24 protein-coding genes are annotated in these 21,065 nt (G+C 50.6%); 21 read left to right on the plus strand and 3 right to left on the minus strand.

The annotated features are described in order from the left end of the window. The first annotated feature begins 5 nt into the window (after window positions 1-5). The 13 genes from F456_RS0106195 to F456_RS0106255 all read left to right on the plus strand — a co-directional run bounded on the left by F456_RS0106195 (window position 6) and on the right by F456_RS0106255 (window position 10,251). On the plus strand, window positions 6-848 hold the full coding sequence (locus tag F456_RS0106195; protein WP_018976138.1) for a GNAT family N-acetyltransferase: 843 nt from the start codon (window positions 6-8) through the stop codon (window positions 846-848). Window positions 849-895: 47 nt separating this feature from the next. Further along, window positions 896-1,294, plus strand: coding sequence for a GNAT family N-acetyltransferase (locus F456_RS0106200; RefSeq protein ID WP_018976139.1), 399 nt, complete (start codon window positions 896-898; stop codon window positions 1,292-1,294). Window position 1,295: 1 nt separating this feature from the next. Next, the gene (locus F456_RS21900; protein WP_157060011.1) at window positions 1,296-1,544 is read left to right on the plus strand and encodes a hypothetical protein; all 249 of its coding nucleotides are present in this window, start codon (window positions 1,296-1,298) and stop codon (window positions 1,542-1,544) included. Between the two features lie 50 nt (window positions 1,545-1,594). Continuing rightward, window positions 1,595-1,987 (plus strand): hypothetical protein, encoded by a 393-nt coding sequence (locus tag F456_RS0106210; RefSeq protein ID WP_018976141.1) that lies wholly within the window; start codon window positions 1,595-1,597, stop codon window positions 1,985-1,987. Window positions 1,988-2,186: 199 nt separating this feature from the next. After that, window positions 2,187-2,540 carry a VOC family protein gene (locus F456_RS0106215; RefSeq protein WP_018976142.1) on the plus strand — a complete coding sequence of 118 codons (354 nt, stop codon included), beginning with the start codon at window positions 2,187-2,189 and terminating at the stop codon, window positions 2,538-2,540. Between the two features lie 38 nt (window positions 2,541-2,578). Beyond that, on the plus strand, window positions 2,579-2,932 hold the full coding sequence (locus tag F456_RS0106220; protein WP_018976143.1) for a hypothetical protein: 354 nt from the start codon (window positions 2,579-2,581) through the stop codon (window positions 2,930-2,932). 152 nt (window positions 2,933-3,084) lie between these two features. Next, window positions 3,085-3,591 (plus strand): GNAT family N-acetyltransferase, encoded by a 507-nt coding sequence (locus F456_RS0106225; RefSeq protein WP_018976144.1) that lies wholly within the window; start codon window positions 3,085-3,087, stop codon window positions 3,589-3,591. 81 nt (window positions 3,592-3,672) lie between these two features. Next, a complete protein-coding gene (locus F456_RS0106230; protein WP_018976145.1) occupies window positions 3,673-4,152 on the plus strand; it encodes a DUF6882 domain-containing protein in 480 nt (159 codons plus the stop codon). Then, window positions 4,152-5,069 carry a phosphotransferase family protein gene (locus tag F456_RS21905; protein WP_018976146.1) on the plus strand — a complete coding sequence of 306 codons (918 nt, stop codon included), beginning with the start codon at window positions 4,152-4,154 and terminating at the stop codon, window positions 5,067-5,069. Before F456_RS0106230 ends, F456_RS21905 begins: the two co-directional genes overlap by 1 nt. 386 nt (window positions 5,070-5,455) lie before the next feature. After that, window positions 5,456-7,318, plus strand: coding sequence for a heparinase II/III domain-containing protein (locus tag F456_RS0106240; protein ID WP_018976147.1), 1,863 nt, complete (start codon window positions 5,456-5,458; stop codon window positions 7,316-7,318). A gap of 23 nt (window positions 7,319-7,341) precedes the next feature. After that, on the plus strand, window positions 7,342-8,328 hold the full coding sequence (locus F456_RS0106245) for an aldo/keto reductase (protein ID WP_018976148.1): 987 nt from the start codon (window positions 7,342-7,344) through the stop codon (window positions 8,326-8,328). A gap of 104 nt (window positions 8,329-8,432) precedes the next feature. After that, window positions 8,433-8,666 (plus strand): RNA chaperone Hfq, encoded by a 234-nt coding sequence (gene hfq, locus F456_RS0106250; protein WP_018976149.1) that lies wholly within the window; start codon window positions 8,433-8,435, stop codon window positions 8,664-8,666. A 217-nt stretch (window positions 8,667-8,883) separates the two neighbouring features. Then, window positions 8,884-10,251, plus strand: a complete 1,368-nt coding sequence (locus tag F456_RS0106255; RefSeq protein WP_018976150.1) for a dihydrolipoyl dehydrogenase family protein — start codon at window positions 8,884-8,886, stop codon at window positions 10,249-10,251. Between the two features lie 85 nt (window positions 10,252-10,336). Here the strand turns inward: F456_RS0106255 and F456_RS0106260 are convergent, their stop codons facing one another. Then, complete coding sequence (locus F456_RS0106260; RefSeq protein ID WP_018976151.1) at window positions 10,337-10,927, minus strand: YdhK family protein; 591 nt, start codon at window positions 10,925-10,927, stop codon at window positions 10,337-10,339. A gap of 805 nt (window positions 10,928-11,732) precedes the next feature. Between F456_RS0106260 and F456_RS0106270 the strand changes: the two genes are divergently transcribed. Then, entirely contained in the window at window positions 11,733-13,328 is a 1,596-nt protein-coding gene (locus tag F456_RS0106270; RefSeq protein ID WP_018976153.1) for an acetate--CoA ligase, read from the plus strand. A 130-nt stretch (window positions 13,329-13,458) separates the two neighbouring features. Here the strand turns inward: F456_RS0106270 and F456_RS0106275 are convergent, their stop codons facing one another. Beyond that, window positions 13,459-14,145: a Na-translocating system protein MpsC family protein gene (locus tag F456_RS0106275; protein ID WP_018976154.1), complete on the minus strand. Its 687-nt coding sequence runs from the start codon at window positions 14,143-14,145 to the stop codon at window positions 13,459-13,461. Window positions 14,146-14,391: 246 nt separating this feature from the next. Here F456_RS0106275 and F456_RS21910 point away from each other — a divergent pair, with 246 nt between their 5' ends. Then, on the plus strand, window positions 14,392-15,309 hold the full coding sequence (locus F456_RS21910) for a DMT family transporter (RefSeq protein ID WP_018976155.1): 918 nt from the start codon (window positions 14,392-14,394) through the stop codon (window positions 15,307-15,309). On the opposite strand, the gene F456_RS23940 is transcribed toward F456_RS21910, so the two are convergent. Then, window positions 15,230-15,820, minus strand: coding sequence for a GNAT family N-acetyltransferase (locus F456_RS23940; RefSeq protein ID WP_169577833.1), 591 nt, complete (start codon window positions 15,818-15,820; stop codon window positions 15,230-15,232). The genes F456_RS21910 and F456_RS23940 overlap by 80 nt on opposite strands. Window positions 15,821-15,940: 120 nt before the next feature. Here F456_RS23940 and F456_RS0106290 point away from each other — a divergent pair, with 120 nt between their 5' ends. From F456_RS0106290 to F456_RS0106315, 6 genes are all read left to right on the plus strand, one after another. Continuing rightward, a complete protein-coding gene (locus F456_RS0106290; RefSeq protein ID WP_018976157.1) occupies window positions 15,941-16,282 on the plus strand; it encodes a DUF3219 family protein in 342 nt (113 codons plus the stop codon). 2 nt (window positions 16,283-16,284) lie between these two features. Then, window positions 16,285-16,755 carry a DinB family protein gene (locus F456_RS0106295; protein ID WP_018976158.1) on the plus strand — a complete coding sequence of 157 codons (471 nt, stop codon included), beginning with the start codon at window positions 16,285-16,287 and terminating at the stop codon, window positions 16,753-16,755. Window positions 16,756-16,771: 16 nt separating this feature from the next. Further along, window positions 16,772-17,704 carry a LysR family transcriptional regulator gene (locus F456_RS0106300; RefSeq protein WP_018976159.1) on the plus strand — a complete coding sequence of 311 codons (933 nt, stop codon included), beginning with the start codon at window positions 16,772-16,774 and terminating at the stop codon, window positions 17,702-17,704. An 80-nt stretch (window positions 17,705-17,784) separates the two neighbouring features. Beyond that, window positions 17,785-18,897, plus strand: coding sequence for a 5-methyltetrahydropteroyltriglutamate--homocysteine S-methyltransferase (locus tag F456_RS0106305; RefSeq protein ID WP_018976160.1), 1,113 nt, complete (start codon window positions 17,785-17,787; stop codon window positions 18,895-18,897). 267 nt (window positions 18,898-19,164) lie between these two features. After that, window positions 19,165-20,307 (plus strand): 5-methyltetrahydropteroyltriglutamate--homocysteine S-methyltransferase, encoded by a 1,143-nt coding sequence (locus F456_RS0106310; protein ID WP_018976161.1) that lies wholly within the window; start codon window positions 19,165-19,167, stop codon window positions 20,305-20,307. Between the two features lie 273 nt (window positions 20,308-20,580). Then, a complete protein-coding gene (locus tag F456_RS0106315; protein WP_018976162.1) occupies window positions 20,581-20,988 on the plus strand; it encodes a hypothetical protein in 408 nt (135 codons plus the stop codon). Window positions 20,989-21,065: the final 77 nt, after the last annotated feature.

Below are 21,065 nucleotides of genomic sequence, written 5' to 3' on the forward strand. Positions count from 1 at the left end.
AGACGATGCAGAACATTAACTTTCCGCTGTTACCTTCTTCCGAACAAGTTGAAGCGATCGAAAAGTCCGAGATCGACTATATGACCGACCGAATGCTGGCGATTCAGGGCAGACCCGGCAATCCCGAAGGCGTGGAGATCCGGAACTTCGGCAGCGCCGCCGCCTTTACGAGCAGGACGATGCCCTGGCCTTCTTTTAATACAGTCAAAGGTCTGACAGACGCACATATGGATGATCTGGAATCCATTCTGGAATTCTACCAAAGCCGAGGCCGTAAAGCCCAATTGGAAATCGTGCCTTCGCGAGTAGGAACAGACTTCCTAAAACGAATGGTCGAACTGGGATTGTACGAATCAGGCTTCCATTGTTCGTTAATTACCGCACCGTCGGAATTTCTTCAAAGTGTTGGCAGGAGAACGGAGACCGATAAGAACAACATTGTTGTCCGAGAAATCGGTCCGGATGAATTCGAACTGTACGCGATGCTGCACTGTCGGGGCACAGGACTGCCGGATAACGGCATTCCCCACGTCAAACGCAACAATGAAGTGCTGTATAGTCGGAAAGGCTGGACGTTTTATATAGCCGAGTTGGACGGAACCCCTGCCGCAGCGGCTGTACTGTTCGAACGCGAGCGCACGGCTTCTCTGACATTTGCCGCGACGCTGCCGGAATTTCGGGGATATGGCCTGCATAGCAAACTGCTGGAGCATCGAATATCGGAAGCGTTTACCCGGAACTGCGAATGGGTGGTGGGACAATGCGCGTTTCTGTCGCAGAGCCACCGCAATATGGAACGCGCCGGCATGAAGTTGGGATACATACGCACAGCCTGGACTCAGCTTTAAGCTAAGGGTAGCAAGAGGATATTAAATAAAACAGGAGGCGAACAGCAGTGGATTTTGTTTATCGGGAAGATCGGGAGATTTCTCCGGAAGAAGTATCCGCCGTATTTCAGAAGTCGGGCATTAAGCGTCCGTACGAGGATTTGCAGCGGATCGGGCGCATGATCGCGGCAGCGGATATCGTCATTACAGCTTGGGATAACGGGAAGATGATCGGAATTGCACGGGCTCTGACGGATTATGCTTACTGCTGCTACTTGTCCGATCTGGCAGTGGATTTGGCTTACCAGGGAAGCGGAATCGGCCGCCGTCTGATTGAAGAAGTTCGGACGAGGATTGGAGAGGAATGCTCGCTGGTCCTGCTGTCCGCTCCCGGTGCAGTAGACTATTATCCTAAAGTGGGATTCGAACGTACGGATAAAGCTTTTATTATTGCGAGGCAGAAGTAGGTTGTTTCTGCCAGACGGGGAGGGGATGGCTGCCTGTGAGCGATCATCGGTGGTAGGAATAGGAGTAGGACTTTTCGCCGATTACGGAGCCGCGCAGGTCCTGTACGCCCGGCGCGGCTATATTCCTGACGGAAAAGGCGTTTATACTGGAGACCGTTATGCGCACTACGGCGACACCGTTACGATAGACGACAATTTGGTCTTGTATTTGACTAAAAAGCTGGATGCTCATAATGAGGAAGAAGGGTAAAGACTAAACGGTGCAGGATAGAAGTATGAATCGTTAAGGGAGGTAGAGCCATGCTGCGACAAATCCTATTTGCGGCAGGAATCGGATGCACGGTGCTGATGAGCGGCTGTACCGGACAAGATACGGCCAGTACCCAAATGAGCGTATCCAGTATGCCGACCGCTTCTGAAGTTCTTCTGATAAATCCGAAAGCTAATCTTTTTCAATACGAAAGCACTGTATACGAAGCCGGTGTACCGTGGGTAGACAAACTTGAACTAACTCGCGGCGAACGTTTGACCAAAGTGCTTCGTCAGAACAAAAACGGCGATTCGTTCAGAGACGGCGACGCTACCAAGTTGAAGAAAGGCACAGCGATTTATCGTGCCAAAGAACATGTAGACGTGCTAATCGCAGACACATCTGACGAAGAGATTCGGTTTTTACTGCTTGCGGAAGGCTAATCCTTATGTCATTTGCACCTTCCTTCAACTCCCGGTAAAGTAGGAGGGAGAAGATTGGGACTGAAATCGTCCGTCGATCCAAGAAGGCGCGAAGGACCGAAATCAGCCTCCGATTCGACTCGGCAGCACGTTGTTCGTTTGCTTTAAGAAGCGTCCTAAAAACGTCTAAAAAACCACACGACCGAAAGGTGGAAATCGAATGAGTACAGCTGTTTCCAATCACGTAAGAGGGCTTTTTATTCCGGTTAGCGACATCGAGCGGGCAAGAGATTGGTACTGCAGGCTGCTGGGACTGCCGACAGATGGTGAGATTCTGTTCGGACACATCTACGTGCTGCCGATGGAAAATGGGATCAATCTTGTGCTGGACAGCAAAATTTATGCGCCGGAGCATATTCATAAGGTCCCTGCCGTGCAGTTGGCTTCCAGCAATATTCAGGAGTCCGTGGAGACTGTACGTTCGTTGGGCGTCGAGCCGGTTACCGAAGTGGAAAACGGTCACTGGTTCAATATCAAAGATCCGGATGGAAATGTGCTGATGATCTGTCAGTAATCCAGCATGAATCGGTATCCGAACAGAGGAGTAATAGAATGAAAGATTATATTGTGTCTTACAGCCGGAATGAACGGTATGCGGAAATCGAATATGAATCCTCACCGGAATTCGATTATTATTTTCGAGGCAAAATACTTGGGGATACTTTTCCTCCAAGGCTTCGTTGGCTGCTGCAGGAGCATGGCGAACTGGTTCGCGAAGTGGTATTGACCCTGTTGGACGACGTAGAAGAAGAGATTTCGAAGTACGACTTAAGACTGGAAATATCCGGCGAACGAATCTTCGACTTGGAGCTAAAAGGGGGAGAGCTTACCTTTTTCACCCGATACGGAGTCAGTGGCGGCTATCTGGAACAGTATCCGTGGGGAGAAGCGGGAGGCAGCGCCTAGAAGTAAACCGAAAATCAGAGCGTACATACAAAAAGGTGAGCAGCAAGATATGGATTGAATAAAAGGGATCGAAGCAGATAGAACGGAATAATAGGACTAATAGCTTGTCTCACTTAAATAGCAGGCCGATCTTTTCGGAGGAGGAGCACATCATGTCTAAGGAATGGGCAGTTCCTATTCATCTGAGACTTGCGAGCGAGGAAGATGCGCCGTTGATCCATGAGATGCAGGTCCGGGCTTTTACGCCTCTAATGGAAACATACCAGGATCATGAGACCAGTCCTGCCAGTCAATCGATCGAGCGGGTATTGGACAGAATCTTGCAGAGAGAAACGGACTACTATGTGATCAAAAGTGTAGGCCGCGCTGTCGGTGCAATTCGGGTGGTCGCTGTTGACAGTAGGAACGGGAGCTATCGAATCAGTCCTATCTTTGTGCTGCCGGAGCATCAAGGGAAAGGGATTGCCCGACAGGCTTTTGCCTGGGTCGAACAGAAGTATTACCATGCCGAACGATGGGAACTGGAGGCAATATTGGAGGAGGATCGCAGCTGCCGACTTTATGAGCAGCTCGGTTATCGTCAGACAGGCGAGCGGAAAATCTTGAATGAACGTATGACGCTCGTTTTTTATGAGAAGAAAGTGTCGGTTGTTGAATGATATTCCGCAGCTGCTTGGCTGTATCGATAAGACCAAAAATTGCAGACTATATGCTGTAGGACCAGAAAAGGGGCGCTATCCATGGCGATGACCAAAAACGAATTCGAGAACTTTCTGAAAAAAGCCTACGAAGAGCTGAATGCCAAGCAGGATCGCTTTATTGAGACGTACGAGGTAAGCCGCTACAGCGAATATTGGATCGATGTTGAAAAGAGTATGCTGGACTTTATCGAAGAAGGGGAAGGGGAAGGGAAATCGGATAAGATCTCGTTTGAGGTCATCTGTATCGGGACTTGGTCGCCCGCCAACGAAAGCTGGATGTGGGCTTGGGCGCACGAAATTTTCTCCGAAGAGGTTAGGCAGCAGGCAGCTCGTCTAAAAGAACTGCATGATATAACGGGCAGTCCGGTGTTTGTGGAGAATGTGTTCGACTGCAACGAGGGTGGAGCCATGGAGCTGACAGCCATGTCCGTTCAGCATTTGAATGCGATTGGCATGTACCGGATTCCGGGGGATCAGGCGCATCTGTATGTGGCTGTGATGAAGAGGAACGAAGACTGATGCAGCCGATCACGGAGGATCAGATCCGCCATCTCGCCGCCAAAACGCTTGGTTCCGAACCTGAAGAGCTGCAGCAGATGACCTTCGGTCATCGCAACACGGTATACCGCGCAGTTTCCCCGGAACGTTCGATCATTCTGCGCACCAATACGGATCGGACCGTGATGCGCCATACGGCGGATAATATGGCGGATCTGCGTGAACTGGGCGTTCCGGTTCCTCGTATTCTCGCTTATGACGTCGAAGCTGCAAATCGCCCGTTTGCCTATATGATTCTGGAAGAGATTCCGGGACGCGATCTGCGGGACGAATTAGAAGATATGACGGAACAGCAGATGACGGCTGTGGCGGAGAGCATTGTTTCTTTCCAGCGGATGGTACGTCGGCTGCCTCGGGTTGAAGGCTGCGGCTGGACGCCTATTGGGGAAAAGGCTCCGTTCACTTCCTGGCAGGAACTGATTCGCAGCGAGCGCTCGAAAAACTTCCGCGAAAGCAGCGAGATCGTTGGCAGCGCCATGCTGAAGCAGTTGGACCGGAAGCTTGAGCAGCTGCATACGTATTTTGCCGAAATCGACCCTGTCTGCTTCCTCGACGATCTGACGATCAAAAACGTGATTGTGGAACATGGCGAGCTGCGCGGCGTGATCGATTTCGATGTGGTCTGTTATGGCGATCCCCTATACTTTATCGCGCTGACACAAACGGCGATCTTGTGCGATGTCGGCGAACACCGGTTGTTTTATGCCAAAGAGCTATGCCGGGCGATGGGACTGGATGATGAGCAGCGGCGGATTGTCGATATCTACTCCGCGCTGTTAGCCGGATCGTTTCTCGCTTACTCCAGACAGAACGGCGACGCGGAAGCGGAACAGAGACTTTTGAAAAATATGGAAAAATGGCTGACCGAACAGAGTTGACCGAGTCTTACTTAGGGACTGGAACTTAGGGACCGGAACTTAGACTAGACAGACTATAACCAGACCAGACCGAGCTTCTTTGGGTATTTCCCGAGAGGCTTTTTTTCTTTCTTTCGATTGATCTAACCTTTATCCCGGCTCTGCGTTTATTTATTGAAGAAGCAGATTTTTAAGGGCAGCGATGGGAAAAGATATCAAAATACGGTAAAGTCTTGGTCTCGGTGGACTGCATATTGGGTCTCGATGAGTACGAAATAAAAGAATGTACCTGTACCTTTTATTTTAAGCAGGATGAACAAAATCAATGGCGAATTGTTTTTATTGATTACGTTTTGTGTGGGGTAGGCGCCGTGACTTCGAAAAAGGTATTCATAAGGAGGAGAATCATGCTCGCTTATCATCGATTGAGGGAAGCGATCCTGCAGGTGGAGCAGCGTCCGGAAGGCTTGGCCGGAGCTGTGATTACGCCGGAGAAGTTGGCCGAAATTTGCTCTTCAGAGCGCTTTGCCGGACTGCTGGGAGAGATCCGCCGTGAAGCTGAAGCCGGTCTGGATGACCCTCTGCCGGAGCTGGATTTTGCTCTTTTCCAGACCTTCCACGAGCAGGGCACCCGTCTGGAATACGAACGCCCGTACTTCAATAGGCGTGCCCGCTTATTGGCGCTGACGCTGGCTCTTCTGATCGACGAAGATGAGAAGTACATTGTCCCGCTGGAGAGAACAGTCTGGGACATCTGCGCCGAATTCAGTTGGGCGATCCCGGCACACCTGCCGTATGCAGATGCTCATGCCGACACCGAAGAGATGCTGCCGCCCGATCGAATCGTCGATCTGTTTGCTGCCGAAACGGCACATGCACTGGCCGAAATGCTGCTGCTGGTAGGAGATCGTCTCCATCCGTGGATCTCGCAGCGGATATACAGCGAAGTTGAACGCCGGATTTTCGAACCGGTTTTCCGCAGCGAACGCCCATTTTTTTGGTTCTCTGCGGATCACAACTGGTCTGCTGTCTGCGCCGGTGCGGTCGGCATGGCGGCTCTGCTGTTGGTCGAAGATCGGGAACGCCTATCCTGGATGCAGGCCAGAATTGTAGATGCGATGGAGAGCTTCCTGTCGGGCTATGGCGACGACGGCTGCTGCATGGAAGGGGCCGGATACTGGACGTACGGCTTTGGTTATTACGTGTATTGGGCTGAAATGCTGCATGCTTACACCGGCGGAGAGCTCGACCTGCTGCAGAATGCCAAAGTTCGGCGTATTGCCGATTATGCCGGTGTCGTTTCCCTAACAGAACCCGCCTGCATCAACTTTTCGGACTGCTCGCCGACGAATTTGCTGCATTCCGGCTTGTTAAGCAGACTACGTAATCGAATCGGCGCTTCCGCGCCTTCTGTGCCGTTCCCGCCGTCTTTTCACGATGATAAGTGTTACCGCTGGCCGCATCAGGTGCGGAACCTGCTGTGGACCGATGAAACTTCTGCGGAAGGAGAAAATCCCGCCGGTACCGTTCGTTTTCCGGATGCAGGATGGGTGATCGACAAATGCCATACTTCAGCGGGCTTGTTTGCTTTCTCAGCCAAGGGAGGCAGTAACGACGAGCCGCACAATCATAATGACTTGGGGCACTTTATTCTCCATGCCGCAGGAGAGACGCTGCTGTCCGATCTTGGGCCGGGTGTGTATACGCAGGACTATTTCGGTCCCAATCGTTATCAGCACCTTCATACCTCTTCGCTCGGTCATTCGGTGCCGGTCATTAACGGCCATGCCCAAGAAGGCGGACCTCAATATCGAGCCGTGATTCTGCGCAGCGAAAACGATGGGGATCAAGTGTATTTCGATTTGGATCTTACACAAGCTTATGGAGAAACGGCGGGACTGGATTCTTTTAAACGACACTTTATTTGGACCTGTCATGAGGAAGAAGCTTCGGCTTCATTGGAAGTGAAAGACGTATTCGAATTCCGGGATGGTGATGAACAGGGCATGCCCAACCGTATCACCGAGCATCTGATCAGCCTGCATCGTCCCGACACAACAGACGGAACGGTAATCTGGCGGGGAGAAAAAGGCAGAGTGGAGCTGCTGTTCGATTCATCCGTATTTGAAGTGGAAATCGAGGAATTGGACAGTCATGCTCATCTGGGCGAAGATTTGAAAGTGTACCGAACGGCGTTGGTCGCAGTGGAGCTGCCGCAGACATTTGTCGGAGAATGGACGCTGCGCTGTTCGGCAGGGCAGGAAGGATAACGATACAAACGGAGGCACTTACTATGGAACATGTATATCTCGGCAGAAGCGGGCTTGAAGTGTCCCGACTCTGCCTCGGCACGATGACTTACGGAGATTGGGATATGGATGAGCGCAGCTCACTGGATATTCTGGCACGTATTTTGGACGCGGGAATCACGTTTCTCGATACGGCGGATACTTACGGCAAAGGCACCAGCGAGGAGATCATCGGCAAAGCGGTCAAGGGAAAACGGGATGATGTCATTCTGGCGACCAAGTTCAAAGTCCGTACAGCCGAAGGACCAAATGGAGAAGGCGCGAGCCGGCACCGGATTATGCGTCAGGTCGAAGCAAGCCTCAAGCGTCTGGGCACGGATTATATCGATCTGTACCAGGTACACCGTCCCGACCCGAATACACCGATCGACGAGACGCTGCGGGCGCTCGACGACTTAGTGCGGCAGGGTAAGGTTCGCTACATCGGCTGTTCCAACTTCGAAGCATGGCGCATGATCGAATCGCTCTGGACGAGTGAGAAGATGAACCTGGAACGTTTTGTCACGAATCAGTTGAACTATAGTCTGCTTGAACGCTACAGCGAACAGGAAATTCTTCCGGCGGCCGAGCGTCACGGAATTGCGACGCTGGCCTATTCGCCGCTTGCGGGAGGCTGGCTGTCCGGCAAGTACCGAGAGGGACAGCCGCTGCCGCAGAATTCCCGTGGAGAAGCGCTGAATCTGGATCATCCGGCAAACAAGGCCAAGCTGAATACCGTCGAACGTCTGGCACAGCTGGCCGAAGCCAAAGGCGTTACTCTGAGTCAATTTTCGTTGGCTTGGCTGATGCGCCGGACAGACGTCATTCCGATCGTTGGCATCCGCAATGAACGTCAGCTTGAAGATAATTTGCAGGCCCTCGAAGTCAGGTTGACGGAGGACGAACTTCGTGCGGTCGACGAGATTGTAGCGAGTCCGTACCGCGATTATTCGAAAGACGGCAGCTTTACACTGACCAAAATTTCGCTGTAGGCATTTTTGAGACTAAGGGTGCTGAGATGGTATAATGACGAAGAAACGTTTTGATTCGATCAAAACGTAGTTTTAATCCCATTAACATAGAGAGAGGGATCATCATGGCTAACGGACAACCGGAAGAACAGAAAATGGGCTTTCAGCAGGACGGACGACTGCAGCAGCTGCGCGAGAACGGCATCGACTGCACGGTCATTACGGTAAACGGAGCGAGAATCCAGGGCAAAGTCGAAGCGTTTGATCGTTTTGTCATTATCGTTCGTACACCTGCGAATAAGCAGAGTCTCATTTACAAACACGCGGTTTCGACAATCGTCGAAGGAGCGGGCAAATAACGAAGCAGAACATAAACGGCCTCCGGGCGGCGAGAAATCGCCGATTCGAAAGGCCGTTTTTCATGCGGATATCATTTGGATGATGGATGGACGTTTGCTTCAAACACAAGAAAATCCGCAGAGCGGAAGCGCAAGTCGGCGATTCGGGTAATGATGCTTCAAGGAACAAGCCAATCTATTGCATACCGATTGCATACAGAGAGCGGGGAACTTCACAATGAATCAAGCATCCGATCATACATTCGACCTGATTGTCCTAGGTACGGGAAGCGCCGGGCAGAGCGTCGCAACTTCATGCCGGGAGAAAGGCTGGAGCGTCGCCATTATCGATCCGCGTCCATTTGGAGGAACCTGCTCACAGCACGGCTGCGATCCGAAGCGTGTGCTGGCCGGGGCGGCCGAAATTATCGCGCGTAGTCGCAGCTTGAAAGGCAGGGGGATCGAGAGCGAGAATGCGATAAACTGGTCAGAGCTGATGGCTTTCAAGAAGACATTTGTCGAAGGAATTCCGGAATCGACCGAAGAAAAGTTTGAGCAAGCCGGCATTCACTATTTTTACGGTACGGCTTCTTTTGCAGATAAAAACAGCATTCGGGTTGGCGAGAATACACTGACCGGGGGCAAAATTCTGATCGCAACCGGAGCGCAGCCCGCCAAGCTGTCGATCCAAGGCGAAGAACTGCTGGGCAACAGCGAAGGTTTTCTTGATCTTGAGGAACTGCCGAAAACGATTGCTTTTATCGGAGGGGGTTACATTTCTTTCGAATTCGCGCATATTGCAGCCGAAGCCGGAGCCAATGTGCATATTATCCACCACAATGATAAGCCGCTCCATAATTTTGATCCTGATCTGGTGAAAGCGCTGGTCGCACAAATGGAGCATCTCGGTATCACTTTTCATTTTAATGCGACAACGGAAAAGATCCTGCGCAGCGGAGAAGGTTACGTGCTGGAAGGGAAGAAGAACGGCGAACCATTCCGATTAGAATGCGGGCTGGCTGTACACGGCGCCGGCCGGGTTCCGAACGTGGACGATCTGGATCTGGAGAAGGGTGGAGTGGCGGCCGACAAAAAAGGCGTTACCGTCGATGAGTATCTGCGCAGCGTAAGCAATCCCGACGTCTATGCGGCAGGCGATGTCTCCGGTTCACCGGGGCTGCCGCTGACTCCGATCGCTGGACTAGAGGCGCGGGCTGTAACGGCAAATCTGCTTGAAGAAAACAGCGTGCGGCCCAACTATACGGCGACTCCTTCGATCGTGTTCACTTATCCGATGCTCGCTTCCGTCGGCATGACAGAGGAGCAGGCGAGAGAAAGCGGGAAAGAGATCAAAGTCAATACGGTGGATATGTCCGGTTGGTACACGTACAAACGTATCGGCGACAGTCCAAGCATGGCGAAGATCATTCTGGACAAGTCGGACGGCAGCATTCTCGGCGCTCATGTGCTGAATGGGGAAGCGGATCATCTGATCAACTATTTTACGATTGCGATGCGGCACGGACTGACAGCGGAACAGATGAGCGATACGCTGTTCGGGTACCCGACAGAGGGCAGCGATATGAAGTATTTATTGGAGATGTGAAAAGAAGGACCAGTCTATTGGCTGGTCCTTCTTTTTGATTCCAAGCAAGTAATTGTTATTTGTTTTTATCGGAGTTTGATCAAATTTATTGAGCTGCAGACGACAATTCCTCTGCGGTCAGCCATCTATGATTTCGCACCGGATCTCCTCCGGTTGTCGGCGTATAGTCCACCATATAGACTGTCGTCTGTTCGGCTGAATCAATGGTGGCTGATGCGCCTTTCATCCCTGACATATGATCTGTGTTCAAAACCACTGTATCGCCTGGTTGATGCGGTTCGGATTCCGGGTTTTCGAGATCTTCTTGAATAACCCATTTATGATTTCTTACCGGCTCTCCGCCTGTCATGGGAGTATACGAGACTGCATATACGGTTGTGTCATAGGCCCCTACGATAGTCGCTTCCGCTCCTTTCATGCCGGGCATATGATCAACCTCCATGATCGCTTGAGAGCCAACAGGAAACTCAGGATCTGAAGCTTCCGTTAACCCTTCAGGAATTTCCGCCGAATTCGAGTGTTCCATAGTATGCATGTCCCCATGATCCGTTACTTCACTGCTGTGCTCGACAGGCGTATTAGTGCTGCTCGAAGATTCATTAATTTCGCTATTGCCACAGGCGCTGAGAGTAAGGGCTATCATAATTGTCGGTAAAGCTAATCTTTTTTTCATCATGAAATTGTCCTCCTTTGACTATGAGTTACAGTGATTAAATTTGTATAAGCGGCACAGTATTTCTTATTGGATTATACCCTGCGGGGGTATATTGTAACCATAGTATATGATTTATTGTAGAATTGCAAAATTAAACATCACCACCTGAATAATTCACAATAGAAAATCAAAAAAACGAAAATCTCGAAAAAAAGCCAGAAAAGAAAAGCACTCCGGCAATCACCGCAGTGCAAATCCCCTTTCAGGAACAGAAGTATAGGTCTGCCACGGAATAAAGGAAGGATCGAGATTGGAGAGACAATCCGTACACTCGCTGTCACCGCAATATTTCAGCATGCCTTGGACATCCTGCGACATCAGAACAATAGGAAGATTGGGGAAGGGAGGAGCCTATTTGGCTTCGGCTTCTTCGCAGGCGCCGGAGTAACTTAACATATGGGGTTTTACCGCAATCACGATAAATTTACGGCCGTTTCGTTCTATTACTGCACCGTCAAAACTCATGTTGTTCGCCTCCGCTAAAATTGATCTACCTACTCATTAAAACAGATTCCAGATTTAATGTTGTGAAGGACGTCACAATATAGCCGAAAGTTATAAAAGGTTATATTAATATTCAATAATTAACGTTCATGAAGAATACATGAGGACGCTTAACACCTGGTCCTAATACATGATATAATAAAACCCGTTAACTCCTAGTATGGTACTCGGCATTTAACGATGATGCTGCTGTGCAAGCGGAGAAAGATTCACTTTTAAGATTCGTTTCACGACTATGTTTTCAATAAAGGAGAAGAATCAAATGAAATACAGCGAATGGGTAGCTCCCGAACAATATAACTTAACTTCCGAGATGGAGCATTATGCCTCGGACAAAATTGCACTTAAATGGCTTGGGGAAGCAGGCGAGCAGGCAGAGATTACATATGGTGAACTGCTGAAGCAGGCGAATAGATTGGCAGGCGGTCTATCGAAGCTTGGACTTCAAAAAGGCGACAAAGTGCTTGTGACGGTTCCTCGGCGCATCGTGGCTTACGTGATCTATATGGCCTGCCTGAAGCTTGGGCTGGTCATTATCCCGTCGTCCGAAATGCTGCGTGCCAAAGACTTGTCGTATCGCCTGCTGCACTCGGAAGCGCGCGCCGTGATCTCCTGGCCATCTGTTACGGGCGAAGTCGATCGGATCGAAGAGGAGCTGCCTGCGCTCGACCATCGCATTCTCGTGACCGAGGAAGGCGATTCGACCAAGGTCGAAGGTTGGGTGAACCTGAATGATCTGATGCAAGGACAACCGGACACGTTCGAGACAGTTAGCACGCTGCGCGACGATATGGCGATTCTGGCTTACACTTCAGGCACGACCGGCAATCCGAAAGGCGTTGTGCATACGCACGGTTGGGCTTATGCGCATCTGCGCATTACGGCTTCCTGGTTGGATATCCGCGAGAGCGATACGGTTTGGGCGACGGCGGCTCCGGGTTGGCAGAAATGGATTTGGAGTCCGTTCCTGTCGGTGCTGGGCAATGGCGCTACCGGATTCGTATACAGCGGGACGTTCGAACCGAAACGCTATCTGCATCTGCTGCAGGATTACAAGATCGGCGTGCTGTGCTGTACACCGACCGAATACCGGCTGATGGTTAAGGTACATGGGCTGGAAGAATACGACCTGAGCAATCTGCGCAGCGCCGTTTCCGCAGGCGAGCCGCTGAATCAGGAAGTGATCAACGAGTTCCAGAAGCATCATAACCTGACGATTCGTGACGGTTACGGACAGACGGAGAGCACACTGCTGATCGGCAACCTTATCGATTCTCCGATCCGTCTCGGCGCGATGGGCAAGTCGATGGCTGACGGTCTGGCGCTTGTTGTCGACGACGAAGGCGTACCGGTGCCTCCGGGCACGGTTGGCAATATTGCCGTACATGGAGAGCTGCCGGCGCTGTTCCGCGAATACTTCAAAGACCCGGATCGCAAAGGTCAGTCCATGCGCGGCGAGTTCTTTATTACTGGAGACCGTGCGAGTCTGGATGAAGAAGGTTACTTCTGGTTCGAAGGCCGCGGCGACGATATCATCATCAGCTCGGGATACACGATCGGACCGTTTGAGGTTGAAGAAGCACTGATGAAGCATCCTTCTGTCAAAGAGTGCGCAGCTGTTGCAAGTCCGGACGAGATCCGCGGCAGCGTCGTCAAAGCATTCATCGTGCTGCGCGATGGTGTCGAAGGTTCGCAAGAGCTGGTCAAAGAACTGCAGACACGCGTCAAAGAATGGACGGCTCCTTATAAATATCCGCGCAAGATCGAGTTCGTAACCGATCTTCCGAAGACCGCTTCGGGCAAGATCCGCCGAATTGAGCTGCGAGAGCAGGAGAAGCGGAACGTTTTGAATACGTAATGTGAGGGAGTACACTTCTATATCGTTGATCCATGAGTTTGTGTATGGGCTGAATTAGTATATGCTCAGCAAAAATCCGGTCCCCTTGTCGCAAGACAAAAGGAACCGGATTTTTTATTGGCTTCGTTTTCTATTTCTCAAAAACATGAACGAGCAGACTTTTGTTTTCACCGAATGACCAATCGAGATAAACATCTTGAACCTTTCGATTCAGCACTTCTCCGATATTGCCTTCCCTGATAATCACTGTTTTTTCCAGATTCCGTTTGACTTTTCTCAAAATTTCGGTAGCTCCTTGATCGATGAACGCCTTCTCAATTTTGATCAGAATTCCTTCGCGCACAATGACCAGAATGTGTTCGGCAGCCCAATATGAATAAGTGGCATCCGGTACTTTTTCAATTTCATAGGTGACTTTTCCAATCTGTTGATGAACCGCATCTTTGCCGGGATAATAGTCTTCCTGTGTGCGGTAAAGAGGTTCTTCAGGAAGTCCGACCAGCATACAGGAGAGGTCCCGATCAGACCAGTCATAATAGAAATTACCGATGTTCAAGCCGGTCGTTTCCTTGATCTGCTGCGCCAGCTTAGGAAGAAGGTATTCAATCATCAATTCTTGAACAGAGCGCAAAGCATCGGGATCCTGCTGCCTAATCAGCCGCTGCATTTCCGCTCCCATAAAATCTTCCAGATGAATAATCAAAGACCGTTCATCCCAATAAATCGCTGTTTTTCCCGGAGCTTGATTGAAACTGAATGTGAAAATTTCTTCGAGTAAAGCTTCGATCTGCGACTTGGCCGCTTTAATTTCAAGCATGTCGTCACTCCCGAATGGTTCAAAATAAAAAAATAAGCAAATCTTGTTAGACAAAATTCGTCAAATAGGTATAAAGTGACTTAACCCTTCTGTTTGCGTTTGACTCAGACGGCAAATGCAGCCAAGAAAGCGGCCATATGCGCCTTGCCAAGTGTTCTTTTTCGTCGTTATTGCTGATATGATAGATCCGGTCGATTGGTATCGGCAGGTCTATAGACAAGAACGATTGGGGAGACAGAGAGAACCATGAAAAAATCTATTGCAATTCCGCTGACCATCTCGATTATCGCCGTTTCGTTCTCGGCAATCTTCGTCAAATGGTCGGACGCGCCGTCTACGATTTTGAGTATGTACCGGATGTGGTTCGCCTGCATTCTCATGCTGCCGGTCGTCTGGATCAAGCGGAGCGAATTCAAGCGAATCGGGGGGAAAGAAGCACGACTGCTGATCTTATCCGGACTGTTCTTGGCGATGCACTTCGCACTGTGGTTTGAATCGCTGAAGTTGACCACAGTAGCCAGCTCAACCATCATTTTGGCACTGCAGCCTTTTGTGTCGCTGATCGTCGGATTTATTCTGTTTCGGGAACGGACGACGCGAGGAGCGATTTTTGCGCTGATCGTCGCTACGTTTGGTGTAATGATCATTGGTTGGGGAGATTTCGGACTGAGTGCGCAGGCGATTCAGGGAGATGTTCTGTCGTTCCTGTGCGTAATCGCGGTCGTCGGGTATCTGTTTATCGGGCAGAATGCGGTTAAGAAAGTGTCGCACTGGATCTACAGCTTCTGCGTGTTCCTCTCCGCTGCGGTGTTCCTGACCCTCTACAATTTGGCGACGGTTCAGGTGTTTTTCGATTATCCGGCAAAAGACTGGGGTGTATTCGCTCTATTGGCCATTGTGCCGACGATTGCTCATCTGATCAACAATTGGCTGCTGAATTACGTCAACGCCACGACCATTTCCATGAGCATTCTTGGCGAACCGGTCGGCGCTTCGCTGCTTGCAGTCTGGCTGCTCGGCGAGCATATGACTTGGATTCAGATCGGCGGAGGGCTGCTTGTGTTGGTCGGGATGTTCATGTTCCTCATTCGTCAGTCTTCAGGGGCACGTCCGGCTTTGAAAAAATCTTCAGACGTCCCAGCACCGACAGCGGGAAACCCATAAACCGTCTGTGCAGGCGCAAAAATTGCTGGGGTTCCACCGGTCCGCCGTGTACGAGTGCCTCGTAAAGGACGCCGAATTCTTGAACATGAAAGCCTGATCCGGTATAACCGCTGCGTACATAGAATTCTCTTCTGCGCAGGCGTTCCGCATGATTGGGAGCGTTGGGATCAGCGGCTTCGATATTCAGTATGATGCGGCTGTCCGGATACGACCGGCGAAGCTGTTCCAAGATCTCGCTGCCGTATCCTTTCGAGCGAAGGCTCGGATCAACAGCCAGATACATGACAAATACCAGATTTTCATGATACGCCAGATAGGTGAATCCGATGAAGGTTCGGTTGGCGGATTCTTCAGCGTAATAGGCAGTAAAATCGACAAAGGGCTTTCGCGCTTTCCTAAGAAGGATTGACAGCGGAGCCTTTTCTTTTGGCGGGAACGCTTCATTGTAAAGGTTTTTGATCTGAGGAAAATTGGGTGAATGTTTCGTTACAGGTTCGGTTTTTAAGCGCATAAGAAGTCTCCTTTTTAAGGATCGGATCTCTACTTGCAGTGTAAGGCTCTGGAATCCTGTTCGCAAATCCGATATAGTAAAACTGCTTTCTATAGTGATACATAAAAAGGAGGCGAACCCATGAACATCGAAGATATAAACGACGAAAGCACAAGTACCGAACTCTGGATCGACGGACATGAATTTGAGGCAACCGGATTTCGCGAGTTTGAAGTTGAGACAGTCGAAGGCTGTAAGCGGCGGGTGTTCGCCTTCGACTTCAAAGTAACGCATCAACAATATCACGACGTAGCCACTCTGTTGTACAAGGGAACATTCCGTTTGCGGGTACCGGCAGCCGGAGTTGATCTTGAGACGGACATCCATAATTATTCGACATCGCTGGACAATCTGTATGAAGAAGGAGCGGTCGGCGACTATCATCTGGAACTTGCCGAGCGACAAATGAATACGGGAGGGTAATGATGACGAACAAAGAAATCCTGCTGAAACAGCTTCGGGCCTGCCGCAATGAAAGTGGTTGGTTTACGTCTATGAAAGCTTCTGTCAAAGGGCTGACCCAAAAGCAGGCGGATTGGAAAAGCAATGAAGAGATGAACAGCGTGCACGAAATTGTGCGGCATCTGAATTTCTATAACGATCGTTATCTGAAAAGATTCCAGGACACCAAAGTTTCGATTCCTGAGGTTAGCAGCAACGACGATACGTTCGAGCCTCAAGACGGTGAAGACCGTGCATGGGGAGCCGCGCTGAAAGTTTATGACAATACGATGGCCGCTTGGATCAATGCCGTCGAGCAGGCCGAAGACGAGCAGTTGGACAAGTGGATGGATGATCTTACGCACCTGACCATCCACAACGCTTATCATATCGGACAGATCGTATTGATTCGCAAACAGCAGGGCTCATGGGAAAAAAAGTACGGTGTAAGCTGAAAGCGGGGGAAAGCACTTGACCTTACAGCAGCTCAGATATGCGATTGAGGTAGCGGGCTGCGGATCGATCAATGAGGCAGCCAAACGTCTGTTTATTTCGCAGCCGAGCCTCTCCAACGCGATCAAAGATCTGGAGCAGGAACTGGGCATTACTATTTTCGATCGAACCAATCGGGGAATTACCTTATCTGCTGACGGCGTAGAGTTTATGGCTCACGCCCGGCAAATTGTCGAACAAGCGGAACTGCTGGAAGGGCGTTACAAAAACAAGCGTCGCAGCACCCTGCACTTTTCCGTGTCGACTCAGCATTACTCATTTGCTTCCGAAGCATTTGCCGCTTTGGTCGAAGGCAGCAATGAGGAAGAATATACGTTCACGCTGAGAGAAACGCAGACTTACGATATTATCGAAGATGTTCGAACACTTCGCAGTGACTTAGGCATTCTGTATCTGTGTGACCGAAACGCCAGAGTCATGAATAAGCTCTTCAGCGATGGCAGTCTAAAGTTCACGCCGCTGTTCAATACGCAGCCGCATATTTTAATCGGCGTTTCGCATCCGCTCGCGCGCCGGGATGCGGTGAAAGTGGACGATCTCCAGGCGTATCCGTACATTATGTTCGATCAGGGGGAGAACAGCTCGCTGCACTTCTCGGAAGAACTGATGAACTTGCCCGAGACGGCCCGCAATATTAAGGTCAATGACCGTGCAACGCTGTCCAGTCTGCTGGCAGGTACCGAAAGTTATACAATCGGTACTGGCATCCTGGCGGCTGAACTTGACGGATCCGTGTTGAAGTCGGTACCGGTTGAGACGGCCGAATTGTTCACAATCGGATGGATTACGCACAAAGACCGGCGTCCGAGCAGAGTTGCGGCTTCCTACATTGACCTACTGAACGACTTGGTGGCAAGACGTTACTTTGCGGCGAATCAATTCCTGTTCTAGTATGGAACATCTTGTCTGTTATCCGTATAAGCGAACCTTAATTTTTGATCTTATTTTTATCTATAACTCGGGGGGAACGTATGCAAAGTCCAGTGATTGGCACGACCCGAACTAAACCGCCTTTTCGCTGCGATCTCGTAGGCAGCTTTCTGCGTCCGCCGGAGCTGATCGAAGCCCGTAAGCTGCACCGTGAAGGAAAACTTACAAGCGAAGGATTATACGAGCTTGAAACGGCGGAGATTGCCAAACTCGTAGAGCGGCAGCAGGAACTTGGCCTCCAAGTGGTGACCGATGGCGAATTCCGGCGCTCTTGGTGGCATCTCGATTTCTTTTTCGGTATTGAGGGGACGGAGAAAATTGACCTGAATGCCGGCAGAACCGATGCCAAGCAGCGCGCGGAAACATTCCGTGTGTCGAAAAAAATCTCTTTTGGCGACCATCCTATGCTGCGGCATTTCAAGTCACTGCGAGATCTGGCCGGGGAGTCGGCAGCGAAAATAACTCTTCCTTCGCCGGCGCTGTTCCATTTTGTACAGCGCTATAACGGCGGAAGCGCCTACAGCAATGACGAGGAGCTGTATGCGGATATTGTCAAAGTGTACCGGGATGCAATCCGTGCTTTCTACGATGCCGGCTGCCGGTACTTGCAGTTCGATGATACATCTTGGGGGACGCTGTGCAGCCTGCTGCACCGTACTCAGCTGCGCAGTCAGGGAACAGACCCCGACCAGCTTGCGAACGATTATGTCAGGCTGATCAACGAGTCGATCGCCGATCGCCCTGAAGATATGACGATCGGTCTGCATGTCTGCCGCGGCAATTTTCATTCCACATGGTTCGCTTCAGGGGGCTATGAGCCTGTAGCCGAAGCCTTGTTCGGCGGCTGCCGCGTCGATGCCTTCTTCCTCGAGTACGATAATGAACGTGCCGGCGGTTTCGAACCGCTGCGATATATACGCGATCAGTTCGTCGTACTGGGGCTTGTGACAACCAAGCACGGCAGTCTGGAAAGCAAAGAAGTACTGAAGACTCGCATTGCGGAAGCGGCATCTTTCGTTCCGCTTGATCAGCTGTGCCTGAGCACCCAATGCGGGTTTGCTTCTACGGAAGAAGGGAATCTGCTGACCGAGGAGGAACAGTGGGACAAGATCCGTCTGGTGATTGATACGGCTGCGGAAGTGTGGGCAGGATAACAGCTGCATTTTCCGATAGAACTGTTAATCAAAAGGATTTAATTAAAAACTTTTAATTCCGACTGCTATACCCCATTATAACAATTCGTGATAGCAGGGTATAGCTTTTAAGCGTTATGCCGGCGTAATTCGGACATGGTATAGTAAATCCTAATCCAATCGTGCAAGTTAGCAATCGGGCTAACGATAGATGAGGAACGGTTCACTGGCATCAACACTTGACGAAACATGAAATTCAATTCCGCATTCCCGAGGAGGATATTATTTATGAGTACCATTTTCGAACAAGCGGTTCAGCGCGATACGGTTCCATTCCGTCACGATATTGTAGGCAGCTTCCTGCGTCCGCAGGCGATCAAGGATGCTCGTACGAAGTTTGCGGCAGGCGAGATTAGCGCTGATGATCTTCGCAAAGTGGAAGACGAAGAGATCATCAAGCTGGTGCAGAAGCAGAAGGAAGTTGGACTCAAAGGCGTAACGGACGGTGAATTCCGCCGTTCTTGGTGGCATCTCGACTTCTTCTGGGGACTGGGCGGCGTCGACAAGAAGTCTTCGGAGAGCGGCTATCTATTCCATGGTGTAGAATCCCGGGCCGAGACGGCTCTCTTAACCGGAAAAGTCGGCGAAGGTTCGCAGCATCCGATGGTCGAAGACTTCAAATTCCTGAAAAGTGTGGCCGGCGATGATGTCGTCGCTCGCCAGACGATCCCTGCTCCGGCTCAGCTGTTGTTCGAATTGTTCCGCGGCGACAATCGCAAGACGGTCGACGAGTTCTATCCGAATCTGCAGGACTTGTACACGGACGTGGGCGCAGCCTACCGTGATGCGATTTTGGCTTTCTACGAGGCGGGCTGCCGGAATATCCAGCTCGATGACTGCACTTGGGGTGCGCTTAGCGACCGCCAATTCCGTGCGATGCAGGAAGAAGCGGGCGTTGACATCAATGAGATGGCCAAAGGCTTCCTCTATGTCAACAACCTGGCGATCGAGAATCTGCCGGCCGATCTTGTCGTAACGACGCACGTCTGCCGCGGCAACTTCAAGTCGACGTATGCTGGCGAGGGTGGAGGTTACGATCCGATTGCGGAAATTCTGTTCGGCGGTGCCAACGTATCGGCTTTCTATCTGGAATATGACAGCGAGCGCGCAGGCGGATTCGAACCGCTGAAGCATGTCAAAAACCAGCAGGTTGTACTCGGTCTGTTCAGTTCGAAATTCGGTGAGCTGGAAGATAAAGCGCAAATTTTGGCCCGGATTGAAGAGGCGGCGAAGTATGTCGATATCAATCAGCTATGCGTCAGCCCGCAGTGCGGCTTCGCTTCTACAGAAGAAGGCAACGTGCTGACCGAAGAACAGCAGTGGGCGAAGCTTCGCTTTGTGAAGGAAGTCGCCGACGAAGTCTGGGGATAATTTTCACTAATCTGCGGATCTTTGGCTTTGAATATGGTTTTCTCCTACTGCTATTGTCCTGATGCTTCCAACCGATTTTTCCATTTGGCGGTTTTCCGTTTTCTTGAATAATCACTCTGACAACTCTGGCCCTGTTTTTGAACAGGGCTTTTTTTATTGGTACAATAAGAGTAGAATAGGAAACCAAAGAAAACGACACGCCGCAGCGTTGGTCAAGTGTGAAATAAGGTCAATGTATGGGGTGCTGCAAATAAAAGGAGCGAAGAGATTCCCATGAATGTTCATGTTCCCGATAATGCCCGGCGCGATCTTGCGCTGGTCGGCTGTCCCGAGTGCGCGTTTCGCTTTGAAACGCCGAATTATCGACTGGGGATGCAGCACAGATGTCCTGAATGCGAAGCTGCAATCAAGCCTAAATACGTGCGCAGAGCTCCGGATTCCGGGTGCTCGCTCAGTTACCATACCTTTCTTCAATTGTTGACGATGCGTCCATATCGCGATGAAGTCGTGCCTCTGATCTCGGCTTGGTTTGGTTACCAGGTCGAGTATCAAGGGCGTACGTTAATTATGCATAATGCGGCAGGCCGCCGCGTCGATACGGAAACGATGCATGAGATGATTCAAAACAGTCCGCGCTGGCAGGAACAGCTTTACCGCAAAGCTGGGACATTTTTTAGATAATTGGCAGCCGATGATTACTAGTGATTTATTTCCAGTGATAAAATAAAACCCGCAAGGTCCCAGTGTGGAAGGGAACT

Source organism: Saccharibacillus kuerlensis DSM 22868, from assembly GCF_000378145.1.
Taxonomy (GTDB): domain Bacteria; phylum Bacillota; class Bacilli; order Paenibacillales; family Paenibacillaceae; genus Saccharibacillus; species Saccharibacillus kuerlensis.

Coding starts and splice junctions, on each gene's coding strand:
- F456_RS0106195 (WP_018976138.1), top strand. CDS start 6: ATGCAGAACATTAACTTTCCGCTGTTACCTTCTTCCGAACAAGTTGAA.
- F456_RS0106210 (WP_018976141.1), top strand. CDS start 1,595: ATGCTGCGACAAATCCTATTTGCGGCAGGAATCGGATGCACGGTGCTG.
- F456_RS0106215 (WP_018976142.1), top strand. CDS start 2,187: ATGAGTACAGCTGTTTCCAATCACGTAAGAGGGCTTTTTATTCCGGTT.
- F456_RS0106220 (WP_018976143.1), top strand. CDS start 2,579: ATGAAAGATTATATTGTGTCTTACAGCCGGAATGAACGGTATGCGGAA.
- F456_RS0106225 (WP_018976144.1), top strand. CDS start 3,085: ATGTCTAAGGAATGGGCAGTTCCTATTCATCTGAGACTTGCGAGCGAG.
- F456_RS0106230 (WP_018976145.1), top strand. CDS start 3,673: ATGGCGATGACCAAAAACGAATTCGAGAACTTTCTGAAAAAAGCCTAC.
- F456_RS21905 (WP_018976146.1), top strand. CDS start 4,152: ATGCAGCCGATCACGGAGGATCAGATCCGCCATCTCGCCGCCAAAACG.
- F456_RS0106240 (WP_018976147.1), top strand. CDS start 5,456: ATGCTCGCTTATCATCGATTGAGGGAAGCGATCCTGCAGGTGGAGCAG.
- F456_RS0106245 (WP_018976148.1), top strand. CDS start 7,342: ATGGAACATGTATATCTCGGCAGAAGCGGGCTTGAAGTGTCCCGACTC.
- hfq (WP_018976149.1), top strand. CDS start 8,433: ATGGCTAACGGACAACCGGAAGAACAGAAAATGGGCTTTCAGCAGGAC.
- F456_RS0106255 (WP_018976150.1), top strand. CDS start 8,884: ATGAATCAAGCATCCGATCATACATTCGACCTGATTGTCCTAGGTACG.
- F456_RS0106260 (WP_018976151.1), bottom strand. CDS start 10,927: ATGATGAAAAAAAGATTAGCTTTACCGACAATTATGATAGCCCTTACT.
- F456_RS0106270 (WP_018976153.1), top strand. CDS start 11,733: ATGAAATACAGCGAATGGGTAGCTCCCGAACAATATAACTTAACTTCC.
- F456_RS0106275 (WP_018976154.1), bottom strand. CDS start 14,145: ATGCTTGAAATTAAAGCGGCCAAGTCGCAGATCGAAGCTTTACTCGAA.
- F456_RS21910 (WP_018976155.1), top strand. CDS start 14,392: ATGAAAAAATCTATTGCAATTCCGCTGACCATCTCGATTATCGCCGTT.
- F456_RS23940 (WP_169577833.1), bottom strand. CDS start 15,820: ATGCGCTTAAAAACCGAACCTGTAACGAAACATTCACCCAATTTTCCT.
- F456_RS0106290 (WP_018976157.1), top strand. CDS start 15,941: ATGAACATCGAAGATATAAACGACGAAAGCACAAGTACCGAACTCTGG.
- F456_RS0106295 (WP_018976158.1), top strand. CDS start 16,285: ATGACGAACAAAGAAATCCTGCTGAAACAGCTTCGGGCCTGCCGCAAT.
- F456_RS0106305 (WP_018976160.1), top strand. CDS start 17,785: ATGCAAAGTCCAGTGATTGGCACGACCCGAACTAAACCGCCTTTTCGC.
- F456_RS0106310 (WP_018976161.1), top strand. CDS start 19,165: ATGAGTACCATTTTCGAACAAGCGGTTCAGCGCGATACGGTTCCATTC.
- F456_RS0106315 (WP_018976162.1), top strand. CDS start 20,581: ATGAATGTTCATGTTCCCGATAATGCCCGGCGCGATCTTGCGCTGGTC.